The organism is Novosphingobium sp. SG751A, from assembly GCF_013149295.1.
Classification (GTDB): domain Bacteria; phylum Pseudomonadota; class Alphaproteobacteria; order Sphingomonadales; family Sphingomonadaceae; genus Novosphingobium.
In genome coordinates, this window is the sequence record NZ_JABGCB010000007.1 from 214,673 (window position 1) to 232,057 (window position 17,385).

A 17,385-nucleotide genomic window follows, 5' to 3' on the forward strand; every position below is an offset into this window, starting at 1 on the left:
ACAGGAGCGTCCCATGGGCCTTCCCCGCACCCTGCAAAACCTTAACACCTTTGTGAACGGCGCCGATTATCGCGGCATCATCGGCGAATTCGAACAGCCCAAGCTCTCGGAAAACACCGGCGACTGGCGCGGCGGCGGCATGCCCGGCACGGTCAAGCGCAAGATGGGCCTCAACCCGATGGAGTCCACGCTCACCTTCGGCGGCCATGAAACCGCGCTGGTCCGCCTGTTTGCGCGCGATGATACCCGCATCCGCCTCGTCTGCGCCTATCAGGCCAAATCGACCAGCACCCCGCAGGCCGTCGATATTTTCATGCGCGGCAGCTTCAACGAGATCGACTTCGGCAAGGACAAGCCCGGCGATCCCACCGAGCACAAATACAAGGCGGACCTCACCTATTACCGCCGCGAGGTGAACGGTGTGGTCGAGGTCGAGATCGACATGCTGAACGGCATCTACATCGTCGGCGGCGAGGATCGCTACGCCGAGATCATGGCCATCCTCGCCGGTTAATCCGCGCGCATCACATCCGGCCAGATGGTCCTTTTGCGGGGCGCCGTCTGGTCGGTGGGCCGGTGGCGCTCCTCTCCCGCCACCGGCCCCTTCCAGCCCCCGCGCATCACGAAAGCCCCGCTCATGTCCGACACCACCACTCCCGTTGCCAGCCACACCATTACGCTCGATTTCCCGATCAAACGCGGTGCGACTGAAATCAAGGAGATCACGGTCAACCGCCCCAAGGCCCTACAGCTCATGGGCTTGTCGATGCGTGACCTGATGGGAACACAGGTTTCGGCCTATCTCGAATTGCTTCCACGCGTCACCCTACCGCCTCTCATTGAGCAGGAAATTCAGGAACTCGAAGCGCCCGATGTGGCCGAAATCGTTGGGGTTATGCGTGATTTTTTTATGACCAAGGCCGAGCAGGCCATGTTTCAGACGCTGATCGAGGACCGACTGTCGAAGGCATGATGGCCGATCTGGCCATCATCTTTCACTGGCCGCTCTCGGAAATCGGCGTGCTCACCATCAATGAATTGCGGCTCTGGCACACCCTAGCCGTGGAAAAATGGAACCGCATGTGGGCGGCCAAGGAAGGTGAAGGATGAGCGATAAGAAGCTCACACTTGCGGTCGATTTCGTGGGCGTGGACAAGATGTCCGCAACCACGCGCAAACTATCCGCCGCCAGCACTGCCACGCGCGACAGGATCAAAGCCCTCAAGGATGAAGTCGGCAGTCTCAATAAAAGGCTGGCCGATGCCAAGGCCATGCGTGAGGCCACAGAAAACTTGATCAAGCACAGGAAAGCCTCGCGCGAGGCGGCCAGCAATCTTGCCGCGCTCAAAGCCCAGATCGTGGCCGGTGAAGCGCCGACCAAGAAGCTGGTTTCCTCTATTCAGGCCGCCGAGAAGCATCTTACCAAGATGAAAGAGGCGGAAAAGAAGGCGGCATCCGGCGCCAAGGAAATGGTGGCAAACATGCGCACCGCCGGGATCGATGTCGCGCGCCTTGGGCAGCACGAAGCCAGCCTTAGCAGTCGCATCGAAAAGGCAAACGCCAGCCTTAAGCGCCAGAACTCCCTACTTGATGGGAATGATAGGCGCCTCAAAACCAACCTTCGGAATGAACGGTCGGCAGCATCGCAGCAGCGGCGCGAGGATCAGGCAAGGCAATCGCTTGAGCAACGCGACCGTGGCCGATGGTCGAATATGCGATCTCGTGGCGGCCAAGCAGCCATGACTGCGCTTGGAATTGCCGAACAGGCCGCAGACGTGGGCGGCAACTTTCAGGCGCTAAGCTACCGACTTCGCGCGCTCGGCCTCAATGAAGCGGTGGTCAAGGATCTTGAGGCCTATGCCAAGGGCATGAACATCGCCGGGTCGAGCGCCCGCGACAACATGCGCTTCATCGTCGAGGCGCAGGGCGCTTTCCGTGAAAGTGGCGCGCATAGCCCTTCCGAACAGGTTGCCGCTGCAAAGTTGATGGCACCGATCATGGCCCGCCTAAGCGTTTCAATGACGGCGCTTGGACAGGAACTAACGCCAGAGCTGGAGCGCGATCTCCTGCGCGTTGTAGAAATGCAGGGAGGTCTGTCCAATCCCAAGCGGGCAGCGGAACTGACCGATGGTCTGTTCCGAGCGCTTATTTCCTCGGGCGGCAATGTCAACGCTTCCAATTATCAGGGCTTCCTCGCTCGCGCAGGCACCGCCGGGATGAGCCTGTCCAAACAGGCGCTGTTCGCAGACTTTGAACCGCTGATCGCGGAAATGCACGATACCGCAGGCGTTGGCCTGATGACGGCCTATTCCCGCGCGAATGGCATGGTCAAAAATCAAGCTGCGATGCGCGAAATGATCCGCCTCGGTGCATGGGACCAGAGCAAGATTATATTCAACAAGGTTGATGGTATTAAGGCATTTAAGAACGGCGAAAATCCGTTGCGTTCAGACCTCGCTGCGACTCTGCAAAATAGTCCGGTCGATTTTTATATTCAGATGCGCAAGCGCTATGCCGACGCTGGCGTCAAGGATATCCAGCGTGAGAACATGATGCTATTTGGCAATACCGGTAGCAAACTGTTCAACCTGATTGAGAAGCAGCTTGATACGCTGATGAAATCGCGCGCTGCCTATAGCCAGACCTTGGGGATTGGTGAAACCCATCAAATGGTAATCGGCGGCATTCTGGGCGAGAAAGAAAAATATCAGGCGTCTCTCGATAACTTCAACTTATCGCTGGCTGAATCTGGCGGCGTTCTTTCCACCTTTACCTATCTGCTCGGGAAAGCTTCTTCTGTTCTGTCCTGGCTAAACGGCACCACCATGCCAGCTTACCAGCCCCCAGCATCTTATTCTGCACCTGTTGATTGGCGGCATGCAGGGCCGCCTCGCGCGATCCTGCATGCCGCCTCCCCCAGTGGAGGCGGGCGTCCCGGCGTCGATTGGTCAAAGGCACAGCCTGCCAACCCCTTCCCCGCCCTCGCCCCGGTCCGACCGGCGGCGGTGGCCGCTGGCGGCGCGGCGCGCGCGCCGGTCACGCAGCATATCTATGCCGCCCCCGGCCAAAGCGAGGAAGCCATCGCCAACCATGTCATCCGCAAGATGGATCACGCCCAGGGCGTGGCAGGTCGGTCCGACATGACCGGCGGGGATGGACGCTGATGGCTGACCTCACCTCCTCCAGCCTGATCGACCTGTCCACCCCGGTCACGATCAGCCAGCGCGACCTGCTCTCGCCCGCCGTCCTGATGTCGCTGGGCCTGTTCACCTTCGGCATGGAGCAGGCCGCCTATGACCAGCTTTCGCGCCGGATCGCATGGCGCCATGAACAGAACGACCGCTTCATGGCCCGCCCGGCCAGCCAGTTCGCAGGCCCCGGCGAGGATCGCGTCTCCATCGCGGGCGAGATCATCCCCGAAATCGCGGGCAATTACGGCGCGCTCACCTTCCTGATCGAGATGGGCGACAGTGGCGATGCCTTCCCGCTGCTCGACGGTCTCGGCACGCTCTGGGGCTTTTACCGGATCGATGGGCTGGATCAGACGCACAAGGTCATCATGGCGGGCGGCATCCCGCGCATGGTCGATTTCTCCCTCGAACTCTCGCGGGTGGAATGATGGCGGCGAATAAGGCGGGCCTGCGCTTGCACCTCGACAATGGCGTGGATCTGGCGGCCAAGATCAACCCGCGCTTCCTCTCGCTCACGCTGGTGGAAAAGCGCGACGGCTCGGCGGATGAATTGACGCTCACGCTGCAGAATGTCGATGGCAAGCTGGCCGTACCCAATGCTGGCGCGATTCTCTCGCTCTCGCTGGGCTGGGAAAGCCGGTTCGACGATCATCCGGTGGGCCTGATCGACAAAGGTCGGTTCCGCGTCGACGAGGTCGAGGAAAGCGGCCCGCCCGATCAGATCACCATCCGCGCGCGCTCGGCAGATCTGGCCGGCACCTATGCCAAGCGGCGCAACCGCGTCTGGCATGACACCACGCTGGGCGCGCTGATCGCCGAGATCGCCGCGCGCCACGGTATCACCGCCCGCGTTCATCCCGATCTGGCCAGCGAACCCATCGAGGCGCTGGAACAGCACAACAAGTCCGACATGGCCTTGGTGCAGGATCTGGGCAAACGCTTCGACGCCACCGCGACATGGAAGGACCGCAAGATCCTGATCCTGCCCAAGGGCAGCGCCACTACGGCGGGCGGCCAGACCATCCCGGCGATCACCCTGACCCGGCAGGATGGGTGGTCATGGCGCTACATCCGCGCCGAACGCGGCGCGCAGACCGGCGTGGAGGCGCAATATCACGATGGCTCAACCGGCGCGCGCAAGACGGTGAGCGAGGGCAGCGGCGATGCCTACCGGCTCAAGCACATCTACGCCAGCAGGAGCAGCGCGACGCGGGCGGCCAAATCGAACCTCGCCAAGCGGCAGCGGGCTAAGAGCAAGTTCGAATATTATCTGGCGGTGGCCGACTGCAGGTTGCGGCCGAATCAGGGCGTGACGCTGAAAGGCTGGAGCAAGGCGGTAGACGGGACAAAGTGGCTGATCGAGAGCATCGATACCACCATGGAAGCGGGCGGGTTCAAGCAGATGGTCCGGTTAGAGGGGAAGTAGGCTCGCCTCCGGCAGGCCTAATCCGTTCCCTTCCATACGATTGTCCGGGCCATAACTCCCGCCCTTTCCATTGCCACATCAAGCTGGCCTTGTATCAGTCCACCGCAGTCAATCTGAAGATTGGATGCATCAGTATCATCCACTTTACCTTCATGCGTTGAACTGATTACCTGACGCCACGCACACGCCTCAACCTTATCGATGATGGCTGCGCCGTCGCATCCGTTAGAACGGCAAAAGGCGACATTGCGTTGCCCCTGATAGCTACCCCTCCAAGCCTTAGGCCAATCGTTGCGCTCAAGTTGAACCCTATTGGCTTCACAAACCGTTGTCCGGCAATCTCCGGCGACAGGGGCCGGAGGTGCATATCCGGGCAAAGTAACCTGCTTCCAATTGGCTAAGGCATCTTTGCGGGCAGATGCCAGATCCTTTGTTGATGCAGGAGCCACACTGGCTGGCTGATCTTGAACTTGGATTGCGGTTTCTGTTGGTGAAGGCGCAACCGAATTATTTCCGCCACAGCCGCCCAAAAGCGCCAGAGGGAGCGCCATAAGCGCCCGAATTTTCAACGCCATATCCGCTCTCACCGCTCAATGAGCCCCGCAAATCTCATTGCGCGCGGCCTCGGTGATGAAGGCGCTGCGGGTCATCCGGCGCGCGGCGGCGGCGCTGTCGATATCGGCCAGCATTCCGGCCTCCAGCGATAGGTTGACGCGCACGGTCTTGCTCGATGCCGAAAGCCGCGGAACCGCGATGATAAACGCGCCCTGGGCAAGATCCAGCGCGGCCTCGGCGGAAATAGCCGCCAGATCGCGCGGAGCGATATCCTGCGAATCCTCAAACCAAAGTTCGAGCGCTTCACAGGCATTGGGCAACACATCCTCGATCCGGTCGGCGGCGGAATAGCAGCCGGGCAGATCGGGAAAGGTTACGCCAAAGGCGCTGTCTTCGTCCTTATGGACAATAGCAAAATAGGTTTTCAACGTGCCCTCCTTGGCTTTGTTGATAGGGCTGGATCAGATCCAGCCCGCATCCTTTGCGATATTGCGGGCCGTCCCAATTGGCAGATCCTTCTTGGGATGGGGCACCACGATCATCTTTCCGTCTCGGCGAAACTTATGGTGCGAACCCCGGCTCGAAACCTGTTCCCACCCTTCGACCAGAAGGCGCTTGATGATCTTTTTGCTATCGCGTTCCATGTGTAGATATATACACATTGGATATCAGGAGGGCAAGCTGATTTGTGTATTTATTTACACACCTACTAGGATTTATCTGTCTTTGGACCAGCGTGAGAAGCGTTTTACGGCTCGCCATAAAAGCACGATACACGCGCCAATAACCACTAGGGTGGCGCCGCCTCCCAATAGAAGAATTGCCATCAGCGCTGCAACCGTTGGGCTAAGCATGGCTGCAAATATAAAAAATGCCAAAAGCAGGCATATGGCGCTGGCAATGAGGGTTCGTTTCATGGCTCGATCATGCTTTCGACCGTAATATCCTCATATCTTCCGCACTACAGCAACCACCCTACCAATGATATGCATCTCGCCATCATAAGCCGTCCGATTAGGAACCAATTGGTTATCGCACAGCATATCAATGCCACCATCCGCACGTGGGCTTAGGCGCTTCACCGAAGCGCAATGGGCATAGGCCACGACCCAGATCTTTTCGGAAATGTTGAGGGTCCGCTGGGAAACATCGATCAAAAGCAGGTCGCTATCCCGGATGGTCGGCTCCATCGAATCGCCGATACCTTGCGCAAAGATAAGGTCTTCCGGCTTTGAGCGGGTGTAGGTTCGGAGCCATCCCTCATCGAAATATCGCATGGTCTCGGTGACGGGAACGTCCAGATAGGTCGCCCCCATGCCCAACGACAGATCGATTTCACGCAGGCCAACGATACCAAGTTCGCGGGCCACATCGTTGATACTGGGAGCAGGGACGAAACCTTCCTGCGGATCATCCGTCTCACCCATCAGATAGGCAGGTGTTGTACCCAATTCCCTTGCGATTACGTGGATGTGCTTCGACCCCTGCTTAGGCTCGTTGAGCAACTTCCAGATCGTTGATTGGGTAATGCCAACGCGGCGCGACATCTCGCTCTGCGAGATGCCTTTTTCAGCCATGAGGGCTTCGAGTCGATCACCTCTGAACACGCTGTAACCTTTATTCCTTCTGGAATAGACCGCTATTGTCTTTTTGCGATTGACTGACCTATGCCTTTTGGAATAGTCACGAGCCATGGAAACGATCCTTACCCCTTACGAGGCCCTGATTTCCGCCGTTGAACGCGCCGGTGGTCAGTCTGCACTCGCCCGCATTTGTGGTGTTGGTCAGCCTGCCGTCTGGAAGTGGCTGCAAAGTTCCAAGCGCGTGCCCGACATCCATGTCTTTGCCATCGAGGCGGCAACCGGCGTCTCCCGCCACTCCCTTCGCCCCGATCTCTATCCGCTCGACATAGCCCCCGGCCCGCGCTGGTATGGTGTAGATCAGGGCGCGAATCGCCGCCATTTCAATGGAATGGGCTTTTCGAAGGGAGCCGCCGCATGACAAAGCTGCGCGAACCCCTCACCTATCAGCACACGCTGACCGTCATCGCCGCCCGGATCGGCTGGGACCGCTGCGGCGCGATCTGCGGTGTGAATGAACGCACGGTGCGCTACTGGTCGGACCCGGATTGCGAAACCGAGATCCGCCTGATCGACGCCGAACGGCTCGACCGCGCCTTCCTCGATCATGGCGGCGATCATGCACCTTTCCACCGCCTCCACGCCCTGCGCCTCGATATCGCTGGCCGCGCCGCGTCTGACGTTGATCTGGCCCGCGCCGCTGGATCGGCGGCCAAGGAAGCGGGCGAGGCGGTGTCCGCCATGATCGAGGCGACCGCACACAGCGCCAGCCCGGCCAAGCGCCGCGAAGCCCGCCGCGAAGCCCAAGAGGCCATCGCCGCCCTCACCGATGGTATCGCGGCCCTTGATGCCGCCGAACGCAAGGAAGCCAAAGCATGAGCGGCGAAGGAACCCTGCAATCCCGCCCCCTGATCATCGCCCCCATGGAGCTGCGCCTGCGCAGCGGCGGGACACAGGCCACTAATCGCGCCCTTGTCACCTGCCCGGATTGCGATGCTCCGATGGTCATCCGCCGGTCGGAACGGCAAACGCAAACGCTCAAAACGATGGATGTGATCTGCACCAACCCCGGCTGCGGCACCACCGGAGGCATGGAGCTTAGCTTTATCCATTATTACAGCCGGGGCACCAATCCCCGGCCCGGCCTGCATCTTAAGGCTTGCCCGCGTGAACGCATCCCGCAGGTGCTTCCCCCCAGCCCCGGCGCGCATGACGATCCCGATCAAATGAGCATGTTCGCCCCGCCCGACTAACCCGGATCAACCGGGCTCCGGCCCGGCCCACCCTCAACACCACCCGAAACCACAAACGGCAGCACTTCTGCCGAGGGGGATGCTTTGTCCAATTTCCAGACCACCCGCCGCGCCACCACACTGCGCTATTCCCGCATCGGCCACCTGCGCGACATGCTCCACCGCTGGGAGATGGAAGCGGCCATGGCCGGTATCTCCGGTGAGATCAGCTTTGAACGCGCCAACGCCCTGCTGGCCCGCATCGACGCCCAAACCGCCCGCCTTGCCAAGATGGGGAGCGCTGGCCGGTGAACCTGCAAGATGAAATCCTCAAGGGCCTGAAAGCGCGCTTTCAATTCAAGTCGATGAAGGGCGCATGGCTGCAAAAGGGCAAATGCCCCCAATGCGGCAAGATGGAGGCCTATTGCGCCGCCGAAAACCCCAAGGTCATCAAGTGCAACCGAATAGAGAAATGCGGCTGGGAAGACAGCGTCCGTAACCAGCTCCCCGACCTGTTCGAGGACTGGTCAAAGCGCTTCCCCCGCACCGAGGAAAACCCCACCGCCGCCGCCGATGCCTATTTGCTCCACGAACGCGGCCTCGATCTGCGCCTCCTGCGCGGCAGCTTCACACAGGAAACCTTCTCGGACGGCAAGGCCACCAGCGCCACGGTGCGCTTCAAGGTGGGCGAAACCCATTGGGAACGCATCATCGACAAGCCGGGCCGCTTCGAAAAGAAGGCCCATTTCACCTATGGCGGATCGTGGAAGGGCCATGTCTGGGCGCCGCCGGTCACCACCATGGAGGTGCTGGCCAAGGCCGACGAAATCCTGATCGCCGAGGGCATTTTCGACGCAACTGCCCTCACACAGGTCAAGCGCATCGCGGTGTCGGCCATGTCGGTCAATGTCTGGCCGGATCGCTTCCTTGCCGATCTGCGCAATGCCTGCGTCGCCTCCGGCCGAAAGGATTTCCCCCGGCTGGTCTTTGCCTTCGATGTGGGCGCGGCGGGCGTCAAATGGACGCGGATCTTTGTCGATCGGGCGAAGAAGGAAGGCTGGGAAGCCGAGGCGATGCAGGTCCGCCCCGATGGTGAGGGCACCAAGCTCGACTGGAATGACCTGCTCCTGCGCCACCAGAATTGGGATGGCGATCCCGATGACGCCCCGCTGGGCGACAAGGCCTTCGAGACCTACCGCTACAACGGCGCCATCACCATCGCCAAAACGGCGCGCGAAAAGGCCAAGCTGATCGCCGACCGCAAGGTGGCCGTGGCCTCCTTCGAATTCCGCCATGGCAACAAGCTGTGGTGGGCCAAGGTCTCGGTCGATGATGATGACGATGGCGGCATGGGCAAGCGCCGCCTTGTGGTCGAGGAAATCGCCAATTGCGCCTTCCGCCTGCTCTATCGTGAGCGCGACGAGATCGCCGACGAAACCAACTTTTATCTCCAGATCGACTTCCCCGATCAGGAAACGGTCAAGGCCCGGTTTTCCTCGGCGGCCTGCGCCAACAGCGGCGAATTCAAAAAGCGGCTGATGGCCTTTGCGGGCATGTGGGCGGGCGGCGGTGAGCAGCTCGACCGCATCATGCGCAGCCAGATGCGCAAGCTCAAGGTGGTCCAGCCCATCGCCTTCACCGGATACAGCCCCGACCATGGCGCATGGGTGCTGGGCGATATGGCCGTGCGCGACGGGCGAGTCGAGCGCGTCAATTCAGAGCATTATTTCGACCTGGGCAAATCCGCGGTCAAATTGCGCAGCGCTGAACGCCTGCTCGATATCGCCTATGACGCCGATCATCTGAACTTCGACTGGCTCCCCCATATCTGGGCCGCTTGGGGGCCGCGCGGCATGGTCGCCCTCGCCTTCTTCACCATGAGCCTTTTCGCGGTGCAGATCCGCGCCCGGCATAAATCGCTCGGCTTCCTCGAAATCACCGGCGAGGCGGGCGCGGGCAAAACCACGCTGGTCGAAGTGCTTTGGAAGCTGCTGGGCCGCGTGGGCTATGAAGGGTTCGACCCCAACAAGGCCACCCGCGCCGCGCTGGCGCGCAATCTGGTCAAGGTGTCGAATATGCCGGTGGGCCTGATCGAGGGCCGCCGCGATGATGACAAGCGCACCGGACAGGCGCAGTTCGACTATAACGAGCTGCTGGTCCTCTATAACGGTCGCTCCCCGCGCAGTCTCGGCGCCAAATCCAGCGGCAACGAAACCTATGAGCCGCCTTTCCTCGGCTCGATCTACCTGATGCAGAATGAGCGCATCGACGGCATCCCCGCCGTCCTCGAGCGCCTCATGTCGATGAAAATCGACAAGTCGGGCTGGTCGCCGGTGACGAAGGAAGCCGCGCGCAAGCTGGAAAGCTGGCCCATCGAGGAGATGAGCGGCACCATCGTCCATGTGGTGCGGCAGGAAGCGGCCTATCTCGACCACTTCTTCAAGCGCTTCGAAACCCATGATGCCGAAATGCCCAAGCGGGTGCCCGGTCTGCACAACGCCCGCCCGATCAAGTGCCACGCGCAACTGGCGGCGGCGGTCGAATGCCTCACCGGCCTTTTCCCGACCATGCGCCCCGAATGGGTGGCCCAAACCCTCGAACTGGTCGATTCCATGGCGCTCGATCGGCAGGATAGCGCAGGCGGCGACCACCCCGAGGTTTCCAGCTTCTGGGACAAGGTCGATTACCTGATCGGGCGCGAGGATGCGCAGGCCCATGCCGAAGGCAAGAGCCTCAACCAGCACCGCGACACCGCCTCGCTGATGGCCATCAACCTCAACGATTTCGAAGCGCGCTGCCGCAACGCAGGCATCACCACCCCGAATATGGACCTCCTGCGCAAAGTGCTGCGCGGCTCCAAATCCCGTAAATGGCAGGCGACCAAGACCGTCAACAATCCCGCCGGTCGCGGCGTCAAATGCTGGGTCTTTGAACAGCCCAAGTCGCAGGAGCGGGTGGTATGAGGCCCGCCCCGCGCCCCGCCTATCGGATGGACCTCGATCCCCCGGCCCTGCGCGTCTGGGGCGGCATCGAAACCACAGAGCCGCCGATGCTGGCCCATTGCCATAACGATCTGCTGGCCATGCTCACCCGCATGCTGGGCCAGCGTACCCGCCGCTACCCGGAAATGATCCAGCGCGGCGAGATCGACGCGGCCACCGCCGCCGCCGACATCGAGACCTTCACCGCGCTGGTGGCCGATTGGCAATGGATGGTGACGGGCGAAGGCGCCGCCTCGGCGCTCGGCTGCTGGCCCCGCATGATCGCGGCCATCGAACAATCGCTGGCCACCATCGCCGATCTGGCGCGCGAGGCTGGCGGCTTTTCCAAACCCCTCGCGGATCAGGCCCACCATGTTCTGGCCATCCGCTGGCACCTCGACCGCTGGATCGAAACCCGCACCAACGCGGCCAGCACCCACGCGGCCCGCGCCCTCTCCTCCACGCAAAAGGAAGCCCGCCATGCCGCATGATCTGCGCCCGCACCCTCACGGCTGCGCCTGCAAAACCTGTCGCCCCGCCTATCCCGCCGACCGCCACGCCATGGCCGCCCGCTTCTGGCCCCGCGCGGCACTGGCTCTCCTCCTGTTCTGGGCCTTCCCCGGTCGCTGGCTGATCGCCTCGGCTTGGGGCGCCCTCCTCCCGCTGTTCTCCCGCTGAAAGGAAATCGTTGTGACGCTTCTGCATTCCCGCCTTTCCGATGCCGCCGTGGGCAAGCCCATCGCCCCGCCGGTCAAGCGCCCCTTTACCCCCATCGCGACCGTGATCTGCGCTTGCTGCGAGGCGACCGAGCTGACCCGCCCCGATCATCTGCCCGATGGCTGGGCGCTCGAGCCCGTGGGCGAAACCGAATATGCCTTCTGCCCCGGCTGCGCGGTGGATCTGCCCCAAGGCGGCGCGCAATGATCGCCGCCCGCATCTCGCTCGCCGGTCTGGTTTTCGCTATTGCCCTGCTGGCGGTTGACCGCGCCATCGCCGGTCTGATCGTGTGTAGCGATATGGGCCTCCTGCCATGGTGACGCGCCGCAAATCCGCGCCGCTGCCATGGACGCAGCCCCGCCGCGCCCCCGGCCCGGCCCGCCGCCCCGGCGTGGCCGAACGCCTTGCCGATCTGGCCGCCCTGCGCCTTACCCGCCCGCTGACCGAGGCGGAACAGGCCGAGGAACACCGGCTGCACGGCACCCTTTATCACCGCGCCCGCCGCGATGCCCTGCGCGCCGATCCGGCCGCCCAGCATCAGAACCGGAGCGCCCGCCATGGCGCATAAGCCCGTCTCGCGCTCCTACGCCGAACGCCTGCGCGCCCACCGGCAAACCTTCGTCCTGGCCAAATCCCTCGGCTGCTCTCTGGCCGAAGCCGAACGCCACGAAGCCAGCACGGCTGCATGGAACCGCTGGAAAACCGCCCACGCCCGCCTCTCCGCGCGCATGGCCGGCACCTCTCCCAAACCCGCAAAATCCGACACTACCGCCCCGTGGTGGGTCGAACTCTAACCGAAAGGAAGCCCCGCAAGTGCCAACCGCAATCGTCTATGGTCCCCCTGCCTGCGGAAAGACCCGCCATGCGAAACAGATCGCCGAAATTCTGGGCATCGACCCCGCCAACATCATCGATAATTGGCGCCCCATGCGTGGCCGCTACCCCGATTTGCGACCCGGCTACCTGTACCTCTGTCATGATGTTCCAGCGAAGGTGCGAAACCATCGCGACCGGACCCCGATGCCAATTCCGGAAATCGTGATCGTGCGCCCGTTCTCCAGCTTCAATTTCACTTCGCAGGAGGGCCAAGCCAATGGCTAACGGCTGCACCTGCTTTTCCGAAGCACTGATCATCTCCGATGTGCCAGTCCCGCATAATGTTGATGCGATGCTGGAGATCATCAACAAGATCAAAGCGGCGAAACCTGCTCCGTTCAAGAACATGACCGTTGCCGTGCAGGATAACAGCTTCTGCTCATGCTGCGGCGTCAATCGGTCTGGCGACTGGCGGCCCTATATCGGCCAACAGGTCAAGCCGTCCTATTCCTTGCTGGAAAGCTATCCTGAATATCGCGGCGAAACCTATTTTGTCGCGGAAATCAGGATCGAGCGCCGGGGTGGCTATCCCGTTGACGGCCTCAACATTGCCATCACCGAGGAATGGCCGGTCACCAGCAAGACAACCGGCTTCACCGATGGCTTTTACATCAACCGTGCAGGCAAGCCCGACGATCTCGAACCCGTTCGCCTGCGAATCGTGGACATGGAGGCCCTTGCCAATGGCTAAGCCCCTCACCGCATCGATGCGCGCACGCCTGATCGCGGCCTATGACCACGCCGGTGATCTCATGCGCGAAGGCTATCTCCCCCTCTCGATCATCCGGTCGCTGCAAGCCAGCCACGGCGCCTTTTACGGCTACGTCACCTGCACCGACAAACTCCGCTGCGCTGGTGTCGAAATCACCAGCAACTGGAAAAACCACGCCGGTATGCTCGATGCATGGATGATCAAGGCCGCCGCGCGCCTCGACGAAGACCGCGCGATTCATAACGCCCCGGTTTCCGCCGGAACCCACTCCATCATCACGCGGGAGCCCATCAATGCCCCAGCTTAAAGCCCTCACCATCTGGCAACCTTGGGCCAGCCTGATCACGGCCGGGGCCAAGCCCTATGAATTCCGAAGCTGGCGCCCTCCCGCCAGCCTGATCGGCCAGCGCATCGTGATCCATGCGGGGAAAGCGAAGGTCGATCCGATTGTAGCCCTTGGCTTGTGGAATACGCTGATGGAGCGTGACTATGATGAGGATGGCCGCATTTATGCTGCCGAGACTTGTCTGCACGCCGAACTGGCGCTGCCTATCTTAGAGCGCGCCTGCCCTGCCAGCATTTTCCCTGATTTGGCCCAGTTACCAATGGCCGCTGGCCTCGGCACCGCCATTGTCGGCGAACCCCGCCTCGGCACGGATATCGCCGCCGAATTCGGCGTCCCCCGCGCGAACGACAGCGACCGTGACCAACATGCAAATTGGGGCTGGCCGATGCTCGACATCGAGGTCTGGCCCGAACCCATCCCCATGCGCGGCAAACAGGGCTTCTGGAACTGGCCCACCCCCACCGAATTTATGGAGGCCAACCATGGCTGACCCCCTCCTGTTCGATCATCTCCCCCATGATCGCACCCTTACGCCCTATCGTCCGTCAAACCGTACCGAGGGCGATATCTTCCATGCGCGGTGGTGCGCCGTCTGCGAGGCCGCCCGCCCTTCCCGCGAAGATCCCGATGCCGAACCCTGCATGATCGCCGTCTATACCGAAGCCTTCACCATCGATGATCCCAACTATCCCAAGGAATGGATCACCGACGCACGCGGCCCCCGCTGCACCGCCTTTGTCGAGGAGGCCCGGCCATGACGCCAAGCGCAAAAAAGGCCGATGAAATTGAAAAATCGCTGCTGAAAAAGGTGGAGCGGCTCACCGAAACCATAGCTGGGCAGGCAAAGACCATCTCCACGCAAAAGCGCAAGATGGGCGAACTAGCGAACCGTGCCGATATCGCGGAGCGCAATTCCGAACTGGCTGAACGCCAGTCCCGGTCCATTTCGACCGAACTAGGAAAAGCCCGCCGCAGAATTGCCGAACTTGAAAGCCTGATCGGAGGGACACTCTCATGTCGCGAATCCTGATAGCTTTCGAGTTTAGCGGCACCGTCCGCCGTGCATTTTCCGCCCTCGGTTATGACGCATGGTCCTGCGACCTTCGCCGTGCCGAGGATGGATCAAACCACCACATTGTCGGCGATGTGCGCGATGTGCTGGATGATGGATGGGAAATGTTGATCGTGGCCCATCCCCCTTGCACCCGGCTCTGTAACTCTGGCGTCCGCTGGCTCACAGCCCCGCCACCGGGGCGCACACTAGCTGAAATGTGGGCCGAACTGGATGAGGGCGCCGCACTTTTTTCCACGGTCTGGAATGCCCCGGTTCCGCGCGTGGCGGTAGAAAACCCGGTCATGCATCGACACGCCAAAGAGCGGATTATGGGCTTTCGGCCTGCCGCCCAAAGCGTGCAGCCATGGGAATACGGTGATTGGGAAACCAAGCGCACCTGCCTCTGGCTGCGCGGCCTGCCCCCGCTCGTCCCGACCTATCGGACACAGGCCGATGCCCGGATGGCGCTTGGCCTGCCAGATGATGCTCGGCCACTGGCGCGGGTCCACCGCATGACACCCGGAGAAGACAGGGCCAAGGAACGGTCACGCTTCTTTCCCGGCATTGCAGCGGCGATGGCTCATCAATGGGGGCCTCTGCTCAACGAGAGGATCGCGGCATGAAGCCCGACTGCACCCGCTGCGACAACACCGGCCTCAAAGACTATGCTGGCTTCGGCATGGACCCTTGCGAATGCCGCCTGCCCGCGCATGCGCTCCCCGCGCCGGTCATCATCGGCCCGGCCACGCTCTATCTGGGCGATGCCTATACCATCCGGCCCGCGCTGGGCTGGATGGACGCCGATGTGATGGACCCGCCCTATGATTTCGATTGCTCCGGCGGCGGGAAATTCAGGGCAGAGCGGCAAGCATGGAACCAGATCCGCGAAGAAGGCCTTGATCAGGGCTTCGACCGCTCGATCATCAACCCGCTGCTCACCGGCGCGATGGTGGTCTTCTGTCACAACGATCAGTTGCCCGAGCTGCTCCGCGATCTGACCGGCCTCTTCCATCGCTTCTGCCTGCAAACATGGATCAAGCCCAACCCGGCCCCGATGCGCAACAAGCACTATCTGGCCGACACCGAACTGTTCATCCATGCGTGGAGCCGCGGATTCCACCCGGTGGGCGATCATCACGATATGCATCGCTGGCACACCGCCAACACCATGCCCAGCAAGATCTGGGGCCACCCCACGGTCAAGCCGATATCGCTGATGGAGAAGATCCTGCGCAACATTTCCGGCCGCACCGTCTGCGATCCCTTCATGGGCACAGGAACCACCGGCATCGCGGCCCTGCGCACCGGAAAAAGCTTCATCGGCATTGAACGCAACCCGGCCCACTTCGAAACCGCCGTCCGCCGGATCACAGAAGAATGGGCGCGAATTCAACAGGAGGCGCCATGACCCGACGCGCGATGATTCGCGAGGCTGACCTGCGCCGATTGGTAAAGGTGGTGATGCAGGAAGCCCCCGGCGCACGAATGACCGTCGATCTGGTTCAAAATCGGCTGCATTTTGTTCTTTCCGACAAGCCCACCGATGCGCCAAATGAGGATAAATCGAATCCTCTGGACTGGCTGTTGAATGGAAATAACCCGCAAACCGGGGCGCCCCAGTAAGGAGCGCCTGCCGGAAAACGTCTCCTCCTACCTCGATAGGCATGGCAAACGCCGCTACCGCTATCGGGTGAATGGCCAAAAGACCCATAATTTCAAAGAAACCTACGGCACTGCCGCGTTTGATGAGGAACTCTCCTCTCTGCGCAGCGGTGCCGCGCCTGTTTCAGGCGAACGCTATGAACGCGGCACCGTGGGCTGGGTGGCGGCGCGCTACCGCGCCAGCCTCACTTTCACCGGCGGCAAATCAGAACAGACCCAGCGCACCGCGTGGCTGATCCTTGAAAAATTCGTCGCGGAATTCGCGAAGTATCAGATAATCCATTTTCAATTCGATCACATCGAATCGATCCTGAAACGGGCCGCGACAAAGCGCCCCAATGCCAAAGGCCGGATGATCGGTGGCCCCAGCGCGGCTAATAACCTCCGCAAGGAACTTCTCCCCTTCTTCGCCTATGCCATAAAGGCGCTTCGCCTCGAACGGGTGAACCCCGTTGAACAGGCCGATACGGTCAAGGTTCCCAAGGGAGGCTTCCATAGCTGGAGCGAGGAAGAGATCGCCCAATACCGCGCGCACCACGCCCTGGGCACATCCGCGCGCCTCGCGCTGGAAATCTTCCTCTGGACCGCGCAGCGGCGCGGCGATGCGTCAACATTCGGGCCGCATCACCTTCGCGATGGCATGATCGAGGTCACGCCCGCCAAAACCGCGAACAAGACCGGCAAAACCATCTGGCTTCCCGTTGCCCCCCAATTGCTCGAGGCTATCGAAGCCATGCCCGTAGCAGCCGGTAAGACATTCCTCGCCACCGCCTTTGGCAATCCGTTCACGCGCGCCGGGCTTGGCAACAAAATGCGCGATTGGTGCAACGAGGCTTCGCTGCCCCACTGTGCCGCCCACGGCCTGCGCAAAGCCGCCGCGCGCCGCGCCGCCGAGCTGGGCGCCACCAATCAGGAATTAAAAGCGTTTGGGGGCTGGACGACCGACAAACAGGTGTCCGTTTACACAGAGGCGGCCAATCAAAAGAAGATGGCCAAATCGGCCATGGCGCCGATGATCCAGTTCGATCTGGACAACCAAAAAACTTGAATTTG

32 protein-coding genes are annotated in these 17,385 nt (G+C 61.5%); 26 read left to right on the forward strand and 6 right to left on the reverse strand.

Features of this window, described 5'->3' with window-relative positions; all coding sequences use genetic code 11:
* Window positions 1-13: 13 nt before the first annotated feature.
* Window positions 14-514: a phage major tail tube protein gene (locus FHW96_RS11615; RefSeq protein ID WP_172340729.1), complete on the forward strand. Its 501-nt coding sequence runs from the start codon at window positions 14-16 to the stop codon at window positions 512-514.
* On the opposite strand, the gene FHW96_RS26485 is transcribed toward FHW96_RS11615, so the two are convergent.
* Complete coding sequence (locus FHW96_RS26485) at window positions 511-639, reverse strand: hypothetical protein (RefSeq protein WP_256432832.1); 129 nt, start codon at window positions 637-639, stop codon at window positions 511-513. The genes FHW96_RS11615 and FHW96_RS26485 overlap by 4 nt on opposite strands.
* Between FHW96_RS26485 and FHW96_RS11620 the strand changes: the two genes are divergently transcribed.
* Genes FHW96_RS11620 through FHW96_RS11640 form a run of 5 tightly spaced genes read left to right on the forward strand, consistent with a single transcriptional unit; the run spans window position 638 to window position 4,617 of the window.
* Window positions 638-973, forward strand: coding sequence for a phage tail assembly protein (locus FHW96_RS11620; protein ID WP_172340730.1), 336 nt, complete (start codon window positions 638-640; stop codon window positions 971-973). The two genes, FHW96_RS26485 and FHW96_RS11620, sit on opposite strands and share 2 nt — an antisense overlap.
* Window positions 970-1,110, forward strand: coding sequence for a GpE family phage tail protein (locus FHW96_RS11625; RefSeq protein WP_253950887.1), 141 nt, complete (start codon window positions 970-972; stop codon window positions 1,108-1,110). Before FHW96_RS11620 ends, FHW96_RS11625 begins: the two co-directional genes overlap by 4 nt.
* Window positions 1,107-3,164 (forward strand): hypothetical protein, encoded by a 2,058-nt coding sequence (locus FHW96_RS11630; protein ID WP_172340731.1) that lies wholly within the window; start codon window positions 1,107-1,109, stop codon window positions 3,162-3,164. The genes FHW96_RS11625 and FHW96_RS11630 overlap by 4 nt, the downstream gene beginning before the upstream one ends.
* Window positions 3,164-3,619, forward strand: coding sequence for a phage tail protein (locus FHW96_RS11635; protein WP_172340732.1), 456 nt, complete (start codon window positions 3,164-3,166; stop codon window positions 3,617-3,619). The genes FHW96_RS11630 and FHW96_RS11635 overlap by 1 nt, the downstream gene beginning before the upstream one ends.
* On the forward strand, window positions 3,616-4,617 hold the full coding sequence (locus FHW96_RS11640; protein ID WP_172340733.1) for a contractile injection system protein, VgrG/Pvc8 family: 1,002 nt from the start codon (window positions 3,616-3,618) through the stop codon (window positions 4,615-4,617). Before FHW96_RS11635 ends, FHW96_RS11640 begins: the two co-directional genes overlap by 4 nt.
* Window positions 4,618-4,634: 17 nt before the next feature.
* Here FHW96_RS11640 and FHW96_RS11645 read toward each other — a convergent pair whose 3' ends face one another.
* The 5 genes from FHW96_RS11645 to FHW96_RS11665 all read right to left on the reverse strand — a co-directional run bounded on the left by FHW96_RS11645 (window position 4,635) and on the right by FHW96_RS11665 (window position 6,866).
* Window positions 4,635-5,168: a hypothetical protein gene (locus FHW96_RS11645; protein WP_172340734.1), complete on the reverse strand. Its 534-nt coding sequence runs from the start codon at window positions 5,166-5,168 to the stop codon at window positions 4,635-4,637.
* A gap of 39 nt (window positions 5,169-5,207) precedes the next feature.
* On the reverse strand, window positions 5,208-5,600 hold the full coding sequence (locus tag FHW96_RS11650) for a type II toxin-antitoxin system HicB family antitoxin (protein ID WP_172340735.1): 393 nt from the start codon (window positions 5,598-5,600) through the stop codon (window positions 5,208-5,210).
* A gap of 33 nt (window positions 5,601-5,633) precedes the next feature.
* Window positions 5,634-5,816 (reverse strand): type II toxin-antitoxin system HicA family toxin, encoded by a 183-nt coding sequence (locus FHW96_RS11655; protein ID WP_172340736.1) that lies wholly within the window; start codon window positions 5,814-5,816, stop codon window positions 5,634-5,636.
* A 72-nt stretch (window positions 5,817-5,888) separates the two neighbouring features.
* Window positions 5,889-6,089: a hypothetical protein gene (locus FHW96_RS11660; RefSeq protein ID WP_172340737.1), complete on the reverse strand. Its 201-nt coding sequence runs from the start codon at window positions 6,087-6,089 to the stop codon at window positions 5,889-5,891.
* 30 nt (window positions 6,090-6,119) lie between these two features.
* A complete protein-coding gene (locus tag FHW96_RS11665) occupies window positions 6,120-6,866 on the reverse strand; it encodes a S24 family peptidase (RefSeq protein ID WP_172340738.1) in 747 nt (248 codons plus the stop codon).
* Between FHW96_RS11665 and FHW96_RS11670 the strand changes: the two genes are divergently transcribed.
* The 20 genes from FHW96_RS11670 to FHW96_RS11765 all read left to right on the forward strand — a co-directional run bounded on the left by FHW96_RS11670 (window position 6,865) and on the right by FHW96_RS11765 (window position 17,380).
* Window positions 6,865-7,173: a YdaS family helix-turn-helix protein gene (locus FHW96_RS11670; RefSeq protein WP_172340739.1), complete on the forward strand. Its 309-nt coding sequence runs from the start codon at window positions 6,865-6,867 to the stop codon at window positions 7,171-7,173. The genes FHW96_RS11665 and FHW96_RS11670 overlap by 2 nt on opposite strands.
* The gene (locus FHW96_RS11675) at window positions 7,170-7,631 is read left to right on the forward strand and encodes a hypothetical protein (protein ID WP_172340740.1); all 462 of its coding nucleotides are present in this window, start codon (window positions 7,170-7,172) and stop codon (window positions 7,629-7,631) included. Before FHW96_RS11670 ends, FHW96_RS11675 begins: the two co-directional genes overlap by 4 nt.
* The gene (locus FHW96_RS11680) at window positions 7,628-8,005 is read left to right on the forward strand and encodes an ogr/Delta-like zinc finger family protein (RefSeq protein ID WP_172340741.1); all 378 of its coding nucleotides are present in this window, start codon (window positions 7,628-7,630) and stop codon (window positions 8,003-8,005) included. Before FHW96_RS11675 ends, FHW96_RS11680 begins: the two co-directional genes overlap by 4 nt.
* 84 nt (window positions 8,006-8,089) lie before the next feature.
* Window positions 8,090-8,296: a hypothetical protein gene (locus FHW96_RS11685; RefSeq protein WP_172340742.1), complete on the forward strand. Its 207-nt coding sequence runs from the start codon at window positions 8,090-8,092 to the stop codon at window positions 8,294-8,296.
* Window positions 8,293-10,947 (forward strand): toprim domain-containing protein, encoded by a 2,655-nt coding sequence (locus FHW96_RS11690; protein ID WP_172340743.1) that lies wholly within the window; start codon window positions 8,293-8,295, stop codon window positions 10,945-10,947. Before FHW96_RS11685 ends, FHW96_RS11690 begins: the two co-directional genes overlap by 4 nt.
* Window positions 10,944-11,456, forward strand: coding sequence for a hypothetical protein (locus FHW96_RS11695; protein WP_172340744.1), 513 nt, complete (start codon window positions 10,944-10,946; stop codon window positions 11,454-11,456). Before FHW96_RS11690 ends, FHW96_RS11695 begins: the two co-directional genes overlap by 4 nt.
* The gene (locus tag FHW96_RS11700; protein WP_172340745.1) at window positions 11,446-11,643 is read left to right on the forward strand and encodes a hypothetical protein; all 198 of its coding nucleotides are present in this window, start codon (window positions 11,446-11,448) and stop codon (window positions 11,641-11,643) included. The genes FHW96_RS11695 and FHW96_RS11700 overlap by 11 nt, the downstream gene beginning before the upstream one ends.
* A 12-nt stretch (window positions 11,644-11,655) precedes the next feature.
* A complete protein-coding gene (locus FHW96_RS11705) occupies window positions 11,656-11,889 on the forward strand; it encodes a hypothetical protein (protein WP_172340746.1) in 234 nt (77 codons plus the stop codon).
* Between the two features lie 106 nt (window positions 11,890-11,995).
* Window positions 11,996-12,250 (forward strand): hypothetical protein, encoded by a 255-nt coding sequence (locus FHW96_RS11710; protein WP_172340747.1) that lies wholly within the window; start codon window positions 11,996-11,998, stop codon window positions 12,248-12,250.
* Entirely contained in the window at window positions 12,240-12,476 is a 237-nt protein-coding gene (locus FHW96_RS11715; RefSeq protein ID WP_172340748.1) for a hypothetical protein, read from the forward strand. Before FHW96_RS11710 ends, FHW96_RS11715 begins: the two co-directional genes overlap by 11 nt.
* A gap of 19 nt (window positions 12,477-12,495) precedes the next feature.
* Complete coding sequence (locus FHW96_RS11720) at window positions 12,496-12,783, forward strand: hypothetical protein (RefSeq protein ID WP_172340749.1); 288 nt, start codon at window positions 12,496-12,498, stop codon at window positions 12,781-12,783.
* On the forward strand, window positions 12,776-13,249 hold the full coding sequence (locus FHW96_RS11725) for a hypothetical protein (protein WP_172340750.1): 474 nt from the start codon (window positions 12,776-12,778) through the stop codon (window positions 13,247-13,249). Before FHW96_RS11720 ends, FHW96_RS11725 begins: the two co-directional genes overlap by 8 nt.
* Window positions 13,242-13,577 carry a hypothetical protein gene (locus FHW96_RS11730; protein WP_172340751.1) on the forward strand — a complete coding sequence of 112 codons (336 nt, stop codon included), beginning with the start codon at window positions 13,242-13,244 and terminating at the stop codon, window positions 13,575-13,577. Before FHW96_RS11725 ends, FHW96_RS11730 begins: the two co-directional genes overlap by 8 nt.
* Entirely contained in the window at window positions 13,564-14,106 is a 543-nt protein-coding gene (locus FHW96_RS11735) for an ASCH domain-containing protein (protein WP_172340752.1), read from the forward strand. The genes FHW96_RS11730 and FHW96_RS11735 overlap by 14 nt, the downstream gene beginning before the upstream one ends.
* Window positions 14,099-14,374: a hypothetical protein gene (locus tag FHW96_RS11740; RefSeq protein ID WP_172340753.1), complete on the forward strand. Its 276-nt coding sequence runs from the start codon at window positions 14,099-14,101 to the stop codon at window positions 14,372-14,374. The genes FHW96_RS11735 and FHW96_RS11740 overlap by 8 nt, the downstream gene beginning before the upstream one ends.
* The gene (locus FHW96_RS11745; protein WP_172340754.1) at window positions 14,371-14,646 is read left to right on the forward strand and encodes a hypothetical protein; all 276 of its coding nucleotides are present in this window, start codon (window positions 14,371-14,373) and stop codon (window positions 14,644-14,646) included. The genes FHW96_RS11740 and FHW96_RS11745 overlap by 4 nt, the downstream gene beginning before the upstream one ends.
* Window positions 14,631-15,293, forward strand: coding sequence for a hypothetical protein (locus FHW96_RS11750; RefSeq protein WP_172340755.1), 663 nt, complete (start codon window positions 14,631-14,633; stop codon window positions 15,291-15,293). The genes FHW96_RS11745 and FHW96_RS11750 overlap by 16 nt, the downstream gene beginning before the upstream one ends.
* Window positions 15,290-16,078, forward strand: a complete 789-nt coding sequence (locus tag FHW96_RS11755) for a site-specific DNA-methyltransferase (protein WP_253950888.1) — start codon at window positions 15,290-15,292, stop codon at window positions 16,076-16,078. Before FHW96_RS11750 ends, FHW96_RS11755 begins: the two co-directional genes overlap by 4 nt.
* The gene (locus FHW96_RS11760; RefSeq protein WP_172340756.1) at window positions 16,075-16,293 is read left to right on the forward strand and encodes a hypothetical protein; all 219 of its coding nucleotides are present in this window, start codon (window positions 16,075-16,077) and stop codon (window positions 16,291-16,293) included. The genes FHW96_RS11755 and FHW96_RS11760 overlap by 4 nt, the downstream gene beginning before the upstream one ends.
* Window positions 16,259-17,380 (forward strand): tyrosine-type recombinase/integrase, encoded by a 1,122-nt coding sequence (locus tag FHW96_RS11765; protein ID WP_172340757.1) that lies wholly within the window; start codon window positions 16,259-16,261, stop codon window positions 17,378-17,380. The genes FHW96_RS11760 and FHW96_RS11765 overlap by 35 nt, the downstream gene beginning before the upstream one ends.
* The last annotated feature ends 5 nt before the right edge of the window (window positions 17,381-17,385 follow it).

Excerpts from the sequence above, each read along its gene's own strand:
- FHW96_RS11615 (WP_172340729.1), top strand. The coding sequence starts at position 14 with ATGGGCCTTCCCCGCACCCTGCAAAACCTTAACACCTTTGTGAACGGC.
- FHW96_RS11620 (WP_172340730.1), top strand. The coding sequence starts at position 638 with ATGTCCGACACCACCACTCCCGTTGCCAGCCACACCATTACGCTCGAT.
- FHW96_RS26485 (WP_256432832.1), bottom strand. The coding sequence starts at position 639 with ATGAGCGGGGCTTTCGTGATGCGCGGGGGCTGGAAGGGGCCGGTGGCG.
- FHW96_RS11625 (WP_253950887.1), top strand. The coding sequence starts at position 970 with ATGATGGCCGATCTGGCCATCATCTTTCACTGGCCGCTCTCGGAAATC.
- FHW96_RS11630 (WP_172340731.1), top strand. The coding sequence starts at position 1,107 with ATGAGCGATAAGAAGCTCACACTTGCGGTCGATTTCGTGGGCGTGGAC.
- FHW96_RS11635 (WP_172340732.1), top strand. The coding sequence starts at position 3,164 with ATGGCTGACCTCACCTCCTCCAGCCTGATCGACCTGTCCACCCCGGTC.
- FHW96_RS11640 (WP_172340733.1), top strand. The coding sequence starts at position 3,616 with ATGATGGCGGCGAATAAGGCGGGCCTGCGCTTGCACCTCGACAATGGC.
- FHW96_RS11645 (WP_172340734.1), bottom strand. The coding sequence starts at position 5,168 with ATGGCGCTCCCTCTGGCGCTTTTGGGCGGCTGTGGCGGAAATAATTCG.
- FHW96_RS11655 (WP_172340736.1), bottom strand. The coding sequence starts at position 5,816 with ATGGAACGCGATAGCAAAAAGATCATCAAGCGCCTTCTGGTCGAAGGG.
- FHW96_RS11660 (WP_172340737.1), bottom strand. The coding sequence starts at position 6,089 with ATGAAACGAACCCTCATTGCCAGCGCCATATGCCTGCTTTTGGCATTT.
- FHW96_RS11670 (WP_172340739.1), top strand. The coding sequence starts at position 6,865 with ATGGAAACGATCCTTACCCCTTACGAGGCCCTGATTTCCGCCGTTGAA.
- FHW96_RS11665 (WP_172340738.1), bottom strand. The coding sequence starts at position 6,866 with ATGGCTCGTGACTATTCCAAAAGGCATAGGTCAGTCAATCGCAAAAAG.
- FHW96_RS11675 (WP_172340740.1), top strand. The coding sequence starts at position 7,170 with ATGACAAAGCTGCGCGAACCCCTCACCTATCAGCACACGCTGACCGTC.
- FHW96_RS11680 (WP_172340741.1), top strand. The coding sequence starts at position 7,628 with ATGAGCGGCGAAGGAACCCTGCAATCCCGCCCCCTGATCATCGCCCCC.
- FHW96_RS11695 (WP_172340744.1), top strand. The coding sequence starts at position 10,944 with ATGAGGCCCGCCCCGCGCCCCGCCTATCGGATGGACCTCGATCCCCCG.
- FHW96_RS11700 (WP_172340745.1), top strand. The coding sequence starts at position 11,446 with ATGCCGCATGATCTGCGCCCGCACCCTCACGGCTGCGCCTGCAAAACC.
- FHW96_RS11710 (WP_172340747.1), top strand. The coding sequence starts at position 11,996 with ATGGTGACGCGCCGCAAATCCGCGCCGCTGCCATGGACGCAGCCCCGC.
- FHW96_RS11715 (WP_172340748.1), top strand. The coding sequence starts at position 12,240 with ATGGCGCATAAGCCCGTCTCGCGCTCCTACGCCGAACGCCTGCGCGCC.
- FHW96_RS11725 (WP_172340750.1), top strand. The coding sequence starts at position 12,776 with ATGGCTAACGGCTGCACCTGCTTTTCCGAAGCACTGATCATCTCCGAT.
- FHW96_RS11730 (WP_172340751.1), top strand. The coding sequence starts at position 13,242 with ATGGCTAAGCCCCTCACCGCATCGATGCGCGCACGCCTGATCGCGGCC.
- FHW96_RS11735 (WP_172340752.1), top strand. The coding sequence starts at position 13,564 with ATGCCCCAGCTTAAAGCCCTCACCATCTGGCAACCTTGGGCCAGCCTG.
- FHW96_RS11740 (WP_172340753.1), top strand. The coding sequence starts at position 14,099 with ATGGCTGACCCCCTCCTGTTCGATCATCTCCCCCATGATCGCACCCTT.
- FHW96_RS11745 (WP_172340754.1), top strand. The coding sequence starts at position 14,371 with ATGACGCCAAGCGCAAAAAAGGCCGATGAAATTGAAAAATCGCTGCTG.
- FHW96_RS11750 (WP_172340755.1), top strand. The coding sequence starts at position 14,631 with ATGTCGCGAATCCTGATAGCTTTCGAGTTTAGCGGCACCGTCCGCCGT.
- FHW96_RS11755 (WP_253950888.1), top strand. The coding sequence starts at position 15,290 with ATGAAGCCCGACTGCACCCGCTGCGACAACACCGGCCTCAAAGACTAT.
- FHW96_RS11760 (WP_172340756.1), top strand. The coding sequence starts at position 16,075 with ATGACCCGACGCGCGATGATTCGCGAGGCTGACCTGCGCCGATTGGTA.
- FHW96_RS11765 (WP_172340757.1), top strand. The coding sequence starts at position 16,259 with ATGGAAATAACCCGCAAACCGGGGCGCCCCAGTAAGGAGCGCCTGCCG.